The following is an 11,698-nucleotide window of genomic DNA, read 5'->3' as shown; positions in this document are numbered from 1 at the left end:
GCTGGGGCGGCACGGGTGGGCGGTGGGGGTACCTCCCGCTCGAGCGAAGCCGAGAGTGGGGGAGGCACCCCGCACCGCCGGGCTGCGCACCCCCCGCCCCGCCCACGCCGGTCACCCCGTCGGCGCCGGGCTGCGCACCCGTCCCCAGCGCCGCCCGGCCCACCCCGTCACTCCGCTGGCCCCCGAGGAAACGCCCCCGCCCCGGTCTCCCGTGAGGATGCGGGCATGGGTATACGCATGCTCCACCACCGGACGACACCGGCACGGGCACGCACCGACGGACCCGCCCGCGTGCCACTCCTCCCGGTCCCGGTCTTCGCACCGGGCGCAAGTACCGGCCGCATCCCCGCCACCGTCACGACGGTCCTGCACCGCACCTCGACGGACCTCCGCCGCAGGCTCGCCCACCGGGCCCCCGCGGCCGCCGCCCCGCACGGAACACCCGCCTGGCAGCTCTGGGCCGACCTTTCCCGCGGTTACCTCGCGCTGGCCCTCTCCCTGCTGCCGCGGCCCCGACCCGCCCACACCTTCACCGTGTTCGTCGCGCCCGCCGACACCCACGGCGCCCGACCCGGCGGTCCGGCTCCGTACTGACGGCGGCCCCGGACGGCACGCCTGCCGCATGACCGAGGGCGAACGGCAACAGAACGCCTCATATGGCCAAGTGGTGAATGTCGGGCAGGAACGGGTGCCCGTGCAAAGAAAGTTGCCGTAGGGTCGCCTGCGGCACCGTGCTGGTCGAACAGACGACCACGGTGCTCGGAGGACGGCGGTGCAACCGTCCGCGCCGGTCGCTCGTCACTACAGGGCGGATACAGCGGGTACGACGGGCGAGCACGACAGCAGAAAACGGACGGAGACGGACGCGCGGGCGTCCAGGGGAGGGGTTCACTCTATGGCGGCGCATTTCGACAGGAGGCTCCGCAAGGCGGCGCTCACCACCACCGTGGCGGCGGTCGCGGTCGCGGCCCTGTCCGCGTCCCAGGCCCCCGACGTCACGGCCGACGGCAACGGCAGACGGACCACCGCCGACAACGCGCCGACGTCCGACACGCCCCCCGAAGAGAGCGCCACCGGCAACTCGCGCTACTACACCGACCTGCCACCCCTCAACAGCCCCAGCCCCGCCCCGACCACGGGCACCCCCTCCTCCCCGGGCGCGTCCGAGGCAGGCATTCCCGCGACCGTGCTCGACGCCTACAAGAAGGCCGAGTCGGAACTGCGCCAGTCCAAGCCCGGCTGCAACCTGCCGTGGCAACTCCTCGCCGCGATCGGCAAGGTGGAGTCCGGTCAGGCCCGCGGTGGGCGCGTCGACGCCTACGGCACCACCATCGGCCGCATCATCGGCCCGCAGCTCGACGGCAACGGCTTCGCGCTCATCATGGACACCGACAACGGCGTCTACGACGGCAACAGCAGCTACGACAACGCCGTCGGCCCCATGCAGTTCATCCCCTCCACCTGGGCGTGGTCGGGCCGCGACGGCAACGGCGACGGCAAGGAAGACCCCAACAACGTCTACGACGCCGCCCTCGCCGCCGGCCACTACCTGTGCCGCAACGGCTGGGACCTGGCCGACCAGGCCGACCTGAAGCGCGCGATCCTCAGCTACAACAACTCGCAGGACTACCTGCACACGGTCCTGTCGTGGCTGGACTACTACCGCAAGGGCACCCACGAGATCCCGGACGGCACCGGCAGCCTCCCGGTCGGCCGCAGCGACGACCCCACCACCGGCACCGGTTCCCCGGGGCGCGGCACGGGTGCGAGCAGCCGGCCCCAGACGCCCGGCACGGCGACGCCCAGTCCGGGCCACAGCCCGAGCAAGCCGCCGACGTCGGGCAGCCCCACCGATCCCGGAGGCCCCAGCACCAGCCCCTCCACGCCGCCCACGGAACCGGCGCCGCCGACCGAGACCCCCACGCCCACCGATACCGTTCACCACCTGGAGAACGCCGGCACCACGGGGTTCAGCGCGATCGCGGGCGACACGTTCGCCAAGAAGATCAGCACCCGCGCCGAGACCAAGGCCGGAGAGGCCGTCGGCAAGGTACGCATCCGCTTCACCGTCCTGGGCGACACGGACGCCACCTTCACCGGCGGTGAGAAGGTTGCCGCGGTCACCACCGACGCCTCAGGCGTGGCCGTCGCGCCCGCGCTGGTGGCGGGCGAGCAGACCGGCGGGTTCACCGTCCGCGCCACCGTCATCGGCCGTACCGTCCCGGGCCTCGACTACAAGGCCACCGTCACCGAGCGCGTCGCCGACGCCCTCACCAGCACCGGCGAGACCGAGCTGACGTGCACGCCGGGCGGCGAGTTCGCCGACCCGATCGAGGTGAAGGCCACGCTCAAGGGTGCCGTCGCGGACAAGGTCGCCGTCACCGCGACCCTCATCAAGTCCAAGGACGACCCGGCCGAGAACGACAAGGGTCCCTACTTCAAGGACGCCGACGGAAAGGCCGTCCGTACGCTGACCGGCCGGAAGACCGACGCCAAGGGCCTGCTGGAGCTGCCGAAGCTGTACGCCGACGACGCGGAGGGCACGTACGTCCTGCGCCTCACCACGCCGGGCGGCGCCGCGCTCGACATCACCCTGAAGGTGGCCAAGGCGGCCGACCCGACGCCGGACCCGTCGACCGATCCGTCGACCGCTCCCTCCACCGAGCCGTCGACCGAACCTGAGGCGTAGGCACCGCCACTGTCTGTCCGCCCGGCGAGGCGCTCCACGCCCCGCCGGGCCGCGGTCACTTGCCGAGCCGGGCCTTCGTGTACCGGGTCGGCTCCGCCGTGGCCGGGTCCTCGGGCCACGGATGCTTCGGGTACCGGCCGCGCAGCTCCGCCCGTACGCCGGTGTAACCGTCCTTCCAGAACGAGGCCAGGTCGGCGGTGACCGCGGCGGGACGGCCGGCGGGGGACAGGAGATGCACCAGGAGCGGCACCCCGGCGATCTCGGGCGACCGCTGGAGCCCGAACATCTCCTGCAACTTCACCGCGAGCACGGGCTGTTCGGGGTCGCCGTAGTCGATCCGGATCCTGGACCCACTGGGGACGAGGATCCGCTCGGGGGCCAGCTCGTCGAGCCGCGCCGCCTCCCCGGAGGCCCAGGGCAGCAAGCGCGTCAGCGCCTGCCCGGCGTCGATCCGCCCCAGGTCGGCCCGCCGCCGGGCGCGGCTCAACTCGGGCTCCAGCCAGTCGTCCGCGCGCGCGAGCAGCGCGTCGTCGGTGACGTCCGGCCAGGGCTCGCCCAGATGGCGCCGCAGGAACGCGAGCCGCTTGCGCAGCAGATCGGCGTCGGCCGAACGCCGCAGCAGCCCGAACCCCTCCCGACGCAGCCCCTCCAGCAGGGCGCCCCGCACGAGCGCGGGGTCGGCGTCGGGGAGGGGACGCGCCGCGAGTTCCACCGCCCCGAGCCGCTCGACCCGCCGGGCCACCACGTCACCGTCGGCCCAGTGCACTTCGTCGCGCTCCGTCATTAGCGCCCCCGCCGCGAGCCGGGCCGTCTCCTCGTCGATGGCCGCGCCGAGCTGCACGCGCGCGTGCCCCCTTCCCACGGGCCGGTCCGCCACGGCGACGGCGATCCACGGCGCCCCGCGCAGTGCCGACGCCTGCGGAAGTTCCGCCCGGGTGCCGGAGACCATCAGATACGAACCGCCGTCCTTCCTGGCCACCCGCTCCGGAAACGCCAACGCGGCGACCAGCCCCGCGAGAACGTCCTCACCAACCCGCTCCCCCCACCCGCTGTCACCACCCTCCCCGGCAACCCGCCGTCCCCGCCGGCTGTCGCCCCCTCCGACGGCGCCCCGCTGTCCCCGTCCGCCGGCGTCACCTTCCGCGGTGCCGTGCTGTCCCTGCCGGCTGTCGTCACCTTCGACGGCGACGTGCTGTCCCGGCCCGCCGGCGGCACCTTCCGCGGTGGCGCGCTGGCCCCGTCCACCGTCGCCATCCTCCGCGGTGGCGCGCTGTCCCCGGCCACCGTCGCCGCCCTGCACGGCGGTCCGCAGCCGCCGCACCTCCGCCCGCCAGCGTGCTCCGTACGCGTCCCCTCCGCGCCGGGCCGCCCGCAGTACGGACACGAGATCGTCTCCGTACTCCCGCGGCGCCTCCTCGCTCAGCAGACCCACCACCTCGGCCACCACCTCGGCGTGTCGCGGTGCCGAGGTCGCCGTCGGCGAGGCGGCCCGGGGCGAAACCCCCGCACTCAGCTCCGCCGCGTCCAGGAGTGCCCGGCCCAGCCGGGGGTGCAGGCCGAGGCGGGACAGGCGTACGCCCCGCTCCGTCGCCCGCCCCGCGGAGTCCACGGCACCGACCGCCTCCAGCACCGACCGGGCGGCCGTCATCGCCCCGCCGGGCGGTGGGTCGAGCAGCGCCAGACCGGACGCGTCCGGATCGCCCCAGCAGGCGGTCTGCAGCGCGAACGCCGTCAGGTCGGCCACCTTGATCTCCGGCGCCGGGAACCGTGGCAGACGGGCGTCCTCCGCCTCCGCCCAGCAGCGGTACACCACCCCGGGCGCCTCGCGTCCGGCCCGGCCCGCCCGCTGCCGCGCCGCCGCCCGCGAGGCCCGTACCGTCGTCAGCGCGCTCAGCCCGCGCGAGTGGTCCACCCTCGGCTCCCGCGCCAGCCCCGCGTCCACGACCACCCGCACGCCCGGGACCGTCAGCGACGACTCGGCCACCGAGGTCGCCAGCACCACCCTGCGCCGCGCCCCGGGCGCCAGCACCGCGTCCTGCACGGCAGCGGGCGCCCGCCCGTGCACCTGAAGCACATCGACGCCCGCCAGTGGCCCGAGCCGACCGGCGACGCGGGAGATCTCGCCCACCCCCGGCAGGAAACACAGGACGTCCCCGTCCCGCTCGGCCAGCGCCCGCCGCACCACCGAGGCCACGTGGGCGAGCAGCTCCGGGTCCACCCGCATCCCGTGCGGCGGCCGCACCGGACGCGCCGGCGGCGCCCACACGGCCTCGACGGGATACGACACGCCCTGCGCCTCGACGACCGGCGCGCCGCCCAGCAGCCGGGACCAGCCCTCCGCGTCCGTCGTGGCCGACGCGGCCACCAGCCGCAGCTCGGGCCGCAGGGCCTGCCGTACGTCCCACAGGAACGCCGCCGACGTGTCCGCGTCCAGATGCCGCTCGTGGCATTCGTCCAGCACCACCACGTCGACGCCCGTCAGCTCCTGGTCGCGCTGGAGCCGCTGCAACAGCACGCCCGTCGTGACGACCTCCACGCGTGCGTGGCGCCCCACGACCCGCTCCCCGCGCACGGTGTACCCGACACTCGCGCCCGGCTTCTCACCCAGCAGCCACGCCATACGCCGGGCCGCCGCCCGCGCGGCGATCCGGCGCGGCTCGGCCACGACCACGCGCCGCGCGGGATCCCCCTCCCCGCCCAGCAGCCCGGCCAGCGCCAGCGGGACCAGCGTCGTCTTGCCGGTGCCGGGCGGCGCGACCAGCACCGCCGTGCCGTGCCCCTCCAGGGCGTCGTGCAGCGCGGGCAGGGCGCCGCGCACGGGCAGCGCGTCCAGGGCGTCGTAACGGATCACGCCCCCAGTGTCGTACGTCCGCGAAAGCGCCCTCCACGCGCGCGGGCACCCGCCTCCCGGTACGGTCAGTCGCGCTCGCAGACGAAGATCGCCGTCCCCGGGATCAGATGCCCGCGCAGCGGCGACCAGCCGCCCCACTCCGAGGTGTTCCAGTCCGGCCACTCCGGCTCCACCAGGTCCACCAGCCGGAACCCGGACGTCGCCACGTCCCGCACCCGGTCACCGAGCGTCCTGTGGTGCTCGACGTAGACCGCGAGGCCCTCGTCGTCCTGCTCGACGTACGGGGTCCGGTCGAAGTAGGAGGCGGAGACCGACAGCCCCTCGGGGCCCGGCTCGTCCGGGAACGCCCAGCGCAGCGGGTGCGTGACCGAGAAGACGAAGCGGCCGCCGGGCCGCAGCACCCGGCGCACCTCCCGCAGCACCAGCCGCGGGTCGGCGACGAACGGCAGCGCCCCGTACGCCGAGCAGGCCAGGTCGAACGAGCCGTCCGCGAAGGGCAGCACCGACGCGTCGGCACACACCAGGGGGAACGAGACGCCGATGCGCAGGGCGTGCTGGAGCTGGCGGTGGGAGAGGTCGAGGGCCACCGGACGGGCACCCTGGGCGGTCAGCCAGCGCGAGCACTGGGCCGCGCCGGCGCCGATCTCCAGGACGTCCTTGCCCTTCAGGTCCTCCGGCGGGCCGAGCAGCTCGGCCTCCACCTCGTCCAGGCCCTCGGGACACCACACGAAGCGGTCGTCGCCGAGGAAGGTGCCGTGCTCGGTCTGGTACTCGTCCGCGTTCCGGTCCCACCAGCCGCGGTTGGCGCGGGAACTCTCCGTGACACCGGCGGCACGCCGGGTGGCCTCGGGTTCTTCTGCTCCGGCCTCGGACGTTACGGGCTCTTGGATGACCGGCTCCCTCGTACTAGTCTGCGGGCTCTTCCGTGCCGCCCGCCCCTCGTGTCACGCAAGAGGCATCCAGGGGTCCGTGTGGCCTCGGGAGACGGCTTTTGTGCCGGGTATGCGACGATCCGCCCCGGGTGTGCGGCTTCGCGCATTGACCCTGCCCGGCTGCCCCCGTATGCTACAAGTTGCGCTGCGGGCCTGCGCACCTCAGACGTAGCAGGTCGCGCTCGCATCTGTTGTATGTCCCCTCGGTTCTCGAGGCGTCACCAGTGGATTTCGGTGACGCTTCCTTGGCTGTCCGGCTTCTGCAGAGCGAAACGGGCTCCCGGCGTAAGCAGTACCTACGACTTCAATGTCCGTACCGGAGCCCTTTCCCACATGACGAGCAGCACCGAGACCACCGCCACCACCCCGCAGGTTGCGGTCAACGACATCGGTAACGAGGAAGCCTTCCTCGCCGCGATCGACGAGACGATCAAGTACTTCAACGACGGCGACATCGTCGACGGCGTCATCGTGAAGGTCGACCGGGACGAGGTCCTGCTCGACATCGGTTACAAGACCGAAGGTGTCATCCCGAGCCGCGAGCTCTCGATCAAGCACGACGTCGACCCCAACGAGGTCGTCGCCGTCGGTGACGAGATCGAGGCCCTTGTTCTCCAGAAGGAGGACAAGGAAGGCCGCCTGATCCTCTCGAAGAAGCGTGCCCAGTACGAGCGGGCCTGGGGCACCATCGAGAAGATCAAGGAAGAGGACGGCATCGTCACCGGTACCGTCATCGAGGTCGTCAAGGGTGGTCTCATCCTCGACATCGGCCTCCGCGGCTTCCTCCCGGCCTCCCTGGTCGAGATGCGCCGCGTCCGCGACCTCCAGCCCTACGTGGGCAAGGAGCTCGAGGCGAAGATCATCGAGCTGGACAAGAACCGCAACAACGTGGTCCTGTCCCGCCGTGCCTGGCTGGAGCAGACCCAGTCCGAGGTCCGCCAGACGTTCCTCACGACCCTCCAGAAGGGTCAGGTCCGTTCCGGCGTCGTCTCCTCGATCGTCAACTTCGGTGCCTTCGTGGACCTGGGTGGCGTCGACGGTCTGGTCCACGTCTCCGAGCTGTCCTGGAAGCACATCGACCACCCGTCCGAGGTTGTCGAGGTCGGCCAGGAGGTCACCGTCGAGGTCCTCGACGTCGACATGGACCGCGAGCGTGTCTCCCTGTCGCTGAAGGCGACCCAGGAAGACCCGTGGCAGCAGTTCGCCCGCACCCACCAGATCGGCCAGGTCGTGCCCGGCAAGGTCACGAAGCTGGTGCCGTTCGGTGCGTTCGTCCGCGTGGACGAGGGCATCGAGGGTCTGGTCCACATCTCCGAGCTGGCCGAGCGCCACGTGGAGATCCCGGAGCAGGTCGTCCAGGTCAACGACGAGATCTTCGTCAAGGTCATCGACATCGACCTCGAGCGCCGCCGCATCAGCCTCTCGCTGAAGCAGGCCAACGAGGCCTTCGGTGCCGACCCGTCCACGGTCGAGTTCGACCCGACCCTGTACGGCATGGCCGCGTCCTACGACGACCAGGGCAACTACATCTACCCCGAGGGCTTCGACCCCGAGACCAACGACTGGCTCGAGGGCTACGAGACCCAGCGCGAGGCCTGGGAGACGCAGTACGCCGAGGCCCAGCAGCGCTTCGAGCAGCACCAGGCGCAGGTCATCAAGTCCCGCGAGGCGGACGAGAAGGCCGCTGCCGAGGGTGTCGACACCGCGGGTGCGGCTCAGGCCGCGTCCGGCAGTGGCGGCGGTGGCGGCGGCTCGTACTCCTCCGAGGGTGGCGACAACTCCGGCGCCCTGGCGTCGGACGAGGCGCTGGCCGCGCTGCGCGAGAAGCTGGCCGGCGGCCAGAGCTGAAGCTCTGCGCACCGGCCGCTGACACACAGCGGCTGAAGCACAGCGGTTGACTGAGGGGCCGCACCTTTCGAGGTGCGGCCCCTCAGTGCTTCCCTCCGGGAATGCCCCACCCCACAAGGGTGTTGTGACATACGAACACGAGGAGGGGAGCGGTCACTGTGCTTGATCCGCAGGATTTGTACGCCTGGGAGCCGAAGGGCCTTGCCGTCGTCGACATGGCACTCGCCCAGGAATCGGCCGGACTGGTCATGCTGTACCACTTCGACGGATACATCGACGCCGGGGAGACCGGCGACCAGATCGTCGACCAGGTGCTCGATTCGCTGCCCCACCAGGTCGTCGCCCGTTTCGACCACGACCGGCTCGTGGACTACCGGGCCCGTCGTCCGCTGCTGACCTTCAAGCGGGACACCTGGACGGACTACGAGGAACCCACCATCGAGGTGCGGCTCGTCCAGGATGCCACCGGGGCGCCCTTCCTGTTCCTGTCCGGCCCCGAGCCGGACGTGGAGTGGGAGCGCTTCGCCGCGGCCGTGGGGCAGATCGTGGAGCGCCTGGGCGTCCGCCTGTCGGTGAGCTTCCACGGCATTCCCATGGGCGTCCCGCACACCCGGCCCGTCGGCATCACCCCGCACGGCAGCCGCACCGACCTCGTGCCGGGCCATCGCAGCCCCTTCGAGGAGGCGCAGGTCCCCGGCAGCGCGGAGGCGCTCGTCGAGTACCGGCTCGCGCAGGCCGGCCACGACGTGCTCGGCGTCGCCGCGCACGTCCCGCACTACGTCGCCCGCTCCGCGTACCCGGACGCGGCGCTGACCGTCCTGGAGGCGATCACCGCGGCGACCGGCCTGGTGCTGCCGGGCATCGCGCACTCCCTGCGCACGGACGCCCACCGCACCCAGACGGAGATCGACCGGCAGATCCAGGAGGGCGACGAGGAACTCATCGCCCTCGTCCAGGGCCTCGAGCACCAGTACGACGCGGCCGCCGGTGCCGAGACCCGGGGCAACATGCTCGCCGAACCCGTCGAGATCCCCTCCGCCGACGAGATCGGCCGCGAGTTCGAACGGTTCCTCGCCGAGCGGGAGGGCGACGGCTGACGCCGTGACCGGCACCCTCTAAGCTTCCGCTCATGCTGAGGGTTGGCCTGACCGGCGGGATCGGCGCCGGCAAGAGCGAGGTGTCACGGCTCCTCGTCGAGCACGGTGCCGTACTGATCGACGCCGACAGGATCGCGCGCGAGGTCGTCGCCCCCGGAACACCGGGGCTCGCCGCGGTCGTGGCGGCGTTCGGCGAGGACGTCCTCGCCGGGGACGGCAGCCTGGACCGGCCGAAGCTCGGCTCGATCGTGTTCGCCGACCCCGCGAAGCTGGCCGTCCTGAACGGCATCGTGCACCCCCTGGTCCGCGAGCGCTCCAGTGCCCTGGAGGAGGCCGCCGCCGAGGACGCCGTCGTCGTCCACGACGTCCCCCTGCTCACGGAGAACGGCCTGGCGCCGCTGTACGACCTCGTGGTCGTCGTGGACGCCGCTCCCGCCACCCAGCTCGACCGGCTGGTGCGGCTGCGCGGCATGACCGAGCAGGATGCCCGGGCCCGCATGGCCGCCCAGGCGACACGCGAGCAGCGCCGGGAGATCGCGGACGTGGTCGTCGACAACGACGTACCGCTGGAGGAGCTGCGGCGGCGCGTCAAGGAGGTCTGGGACGAACTGGTGCGCGGGGCGCACACGGAATAGCGGGTCCGGCGCGTGCGTTGATCCCTTCCAGCGAGGGAAGGACTCAGCCGTGCCCGAGACAAGCGGTCCGACCGGACGTACTCCGGAGACGGATGTCATCGACTTCCGTGCCGCCGAGCAACTGCTCGCGGCGCGGGATCCGCGCGGCGCGGTGAAACTGCTCGACGGTGTCATCGGCGCCCATCCCGAGAACACGGCCGCACGGCTGCTGCGCGCGCGTGCCTTCTTCGCGGCGGCGCAACTGCGTCCGGCCGAGCTGGAGTTCACCATCGTCCTGGAGCGCGAGCCGGACAACGCGTTCGCGCACTTCGCCCTCGCCCGCACCTACGAGCGCCGGGGCTGCCCCGGCCAGGCCCGGCGCCACTTCCGGCTGGCGGCGGCCCTGGACCCGAACCCGGAGTACCTGCAGCAGGCGCGCTTCGACTCCTGACGGCGGACTCCCGGCGGTCGGCTTCTCGCGGTCGGCTCCTGCGGTCGGCTCCCGGGGTCAGCGCCTCGGTGGCAGGTACGGCGGGATGTTGCGGCCCGGCTGGTAGTGCGGGCCCTGGCGGAGGTGCCGGAGGATCACGGTCAGGTCGGCCGTGACGACGAGCCACAGCACCCCGCAGGCGAGCGCCCAGCCGAAGTGCCCCGTGAGCGCGAACACGGCCGTGCCGAAGACCGCCCAGACCAGCCCCCACACGCTCAGCCAGAACCGCGCCCGCAGGGCACTGCGCGCGGTGGCCGGTTCACTGCCCGTACGCATCGGTTCACCACTCCTGTATCGAACGTACTGCGGCACACGCCGAGGGGGAAACGAGGCGCTTCGACATACCGACCGCACTGCGGGAGGGGCCGCGTTCACTCGGTCGGGTGAACCGAGGGGGAGGGGGAACGGGTGTGCGGGAGCGGCCGTTGGACGGGTATGGAGCTGAGCATGCGAGAGGGACACCAGGGGACAGGACCCGGAGCCATCACCCCCGACGGCTGCGCGGTCGAGCTCTATTCACGGCTGCCGGTCGGAGCCGAGCCGGACATCGTCGCCGCCGCCGTGCCCGAGGGCGCGCGGATACTCGAGCTGGGCAGCGGGGTGGGGCGGATGACGCACCCCCTGCTGGAGAGGGGGTTCGGGGTCACCGCGGTGGACGAGGCCGCCGAGATGCTGGAGCGCGTGCGCGGGGCACGCACCATATGCGGCCCGATCGAGGCCCTCGACCTCGGCGAGCGCTTCGACGCCGTGATGCTGGCCTCGTTCCTCGTGCACACCGGGGACGTGGAGGTGCGGCGGGGCCTGCTGCGCACCTGCGCCCGGCACGTGGCGGAGGACGACTGTGTGCTGATCCAGCGGGAGGGGGCGGATTACCACACGAATCTGCCGCGTGAGCGGGTGGACCCCAGCGGCTTCACCGTCCGCATCCTGTCGGCGGACCCGGTGGGCGACGGCGTCAACTCGGTCCGGGCGGAGTACGAGTTCCCGGACGCGGTCTGGACCCAGACCTTCCGGGCCCGGCCGCTGACCAGGGAGCAGTTCGAGGAGGCACTGGGGGAGGCGGGACTCGCGGTGGACCGGTATCTCACCGACGACGGGACGTGGGTGAGGGCCGTGCCCGTGCGGCAGGGGTAGCGGCAAGGGCAGGCGGCCCGGCCGGCCCGGCAAGGGTGGAGTC

The 11,698-nt window shown here is 72.6% G+C and carries 10 protein-coding genes; 7 read left to right on the top strand and 3 right to left on the bottom strand.

The genetic code is table 11. The annotated features are described in order from the left end of the window. Positions 1 to 225: 225 nt before the first annotated feature. Both ACZ7MF_RS33630 and ACZ7MF_RS33625 read left to right on the top strand, forming a co-directional pair. A complete protein-coding gene (locus ACZ7MF_RS33630; protein ID WP_471482020.1) occupies positions 226 to 594 on the top strand; it encodes a hypothetical protein in 369 nt (122 codons plus the stop codon). Between the two features lie 301 nt (positions 595 to 895). Beyond that, the gene (locus ACZ7MF_RS33625; RefSeq protein ID WP_471482019.1) at positions 896 to 2,689 is read left to right on the top strand and encodes a lytic transglycosylase domain-containing protein; all 1,794 of its coding nucleotides are present in this window, start codon (positions 896 to 898) and stop codon (positions 2,687 to 2,689) included. Between the two features lie 55 nt (positions 2,690 to 2,744). Here the strand turns inward: ACZ7MF_RS33625 and ACZ7MF_RS33620 are convergent, their stop codons facing one another. Both ACZ7MF_RS33620 and ACZ7MF_RS33615 read right to left on the bottom strand, forming a co-directional pair. Continuing rightward, complete coding sequence (locus ACZ7MF_RS33620) at positions 2,745 to 5,540, bottom strand: ATP-dependent RNA helicase (protein ID WP_471482018.1); 2,796 nt, start codon at positions 5,538 to 5,540, stop codon at positions 2,745 to 2,747. Between the two features lie 65 nt (positions 5,541 to 5,605). Next, complete coding sequence (locus ACZ7MF_RS33615; RefSeq protein ID WP_356864343.1) at positions 5,606 to 6,430, bottom strand: class I SAM-dependent methyltransferase; 825 nt, start codon at positions 6,428 to 6,430, stop codon at positions 5,606 to 5,608. Between the two features lie 375 nt (positions 6,431 to 6,805). On the opposite strand from ACZ7MF_RS33615, the gene rpsA reads away from it, so the two are divergent. The 4 genes from rpsA (at position 6,806) to ACZ7MF_RS33595 (ending at position 10,482) form a co-directional block, all read left to right on the top strand. Then, positions 6,806 to 8,320: a 30S ribosomal protein S1 gene (rpsA, locus tag ACZ7MF_RS33610; protein ID WP_471482017.1), complete on the top strand. Its 1,515-nt coding sequence runs from the start codon at positions 6,806 to 6,808 to the stop codon at positions 8,318 to 8,320. Between the two features lie 158 nt (positions 8,321 to 8,478). Further along, positions 8,479 to 9,417, top strand: coding sequence for a PAC2 family protein (locus tag ACZ7MF_RS33605; RefSeq protein ID WP_356864212.1), 939 nt, complete (start codon positions 8,479 to 8,481; stop codon positions 9,415 to 9,417). A 32-nt stretch (positions 9,418 to 9,449) separates the two neighbouring features. Then, positions 9,450 to 10,052 (top strand): dephospho-CoA kinase, encoded by a 603-nt coding sequence (gene coaE, locus ACZ7MF_RS33600; RefSeq protein WP_471482016.1) that lies wholly within the window; start codon positions 9,450 to 9,452, stop codon positions 10,050 to 10,052. A 49-nt stretch (positions 10,053 to 10,101) separates the two neighbouring features. Next, positions 10,102 to 10,482: a tetratricopeptide repeat protein gene (locus ACZ7MF_RS33595; protein WP_003976823.1), complete on the top strand. Its 381-nt coding sequence runs from the start codon at positions 10,102 to 10,104 to the stop codon at positions 10,480 to 10,482. A 57-nt stretch (positions 10,483 to 10,539) separates the two neighbouring features. Here ACZ7MF_RS33595 and ACZ7MF_RS33590 read toward each other — a convergent pair whose 3' ends face one another. Beyond that, positions 10,540 to 10,797, bottom strand: a complete 258-nt coding sequence (locus ACZ7MF_RS33590) for a DUF6343 family protein (protein ID WP_471482015.1) — start codon at positions 10,795 to 10,797, stop codon at positions 10,540 to 10,542. A 171-nt stretch (positions 10,798 to 10,968) separates the two neighbouring features. Between ACZ7MF_RS33590 and ACZ7MF_RS33585 the strand changes: the two genes are divergently transcribed. Then, a complete protein-coding gene (locus ACZ7MF_RS33585; RefSeq protein WP_471482014.1) occupies positions 10,969 to 11,655 on the top strand; it encodes a class I SAM-dependent methyltransferase in 687 nt (228 codons plus the stop codon). Positions 11,656 to 11,698 lie beyond the last annotated feature (43 nt).

This window comes from Streptomyces sp. NPDC111628, assembly GCF_055635195.1.
This window is presented reverse-complemented; position numbering and strand designations above follow the sequence as displayed.

Coding starts and splice junctions, on each gene's coding strand:
- ACZ7MF_RS33585 (WP_471482014.1), top strand. CDS start 10,969: ATGCGAGAGGGACACCAGGGGACAGGACCCGGAGCCATCACCCCCGAC.
- ACZ7MF_RS33590 (WP_471482015.1), bottom strand. CDS start 10,797: ATGCGTACGGGCAGTGAACCGGCCACCGCGCGCAGTGCCCTGCGGGCG.
- ACZ7MF_RS33625 (WP_471482019.1), top strand. CDS start 896: ATGGCGGCGCATTTCGACAGGAGGCTCCGCAAGGCGGCGCTCACCACC.
- ACZ7MF_RS33630 (WP_471482020.1), top strand. CDS start 226: ATGGGTATACGCATGCTCCACCACCGGACGACACCGGCACGGGCACGC.
- coaE (WP_471482016.1), top strand. CDS start 9,450: ATGCTGAGGGTTGGCCTGACCGGCGGGATCGGCGCCGGCAAGAGCGAG.
- rpsA (WP_471482017.1), top strand. CDS start 6,806: ATGACGAGCAGCACCGAGACCACCGCCACCACCCCGCAGGTTGCGGTC.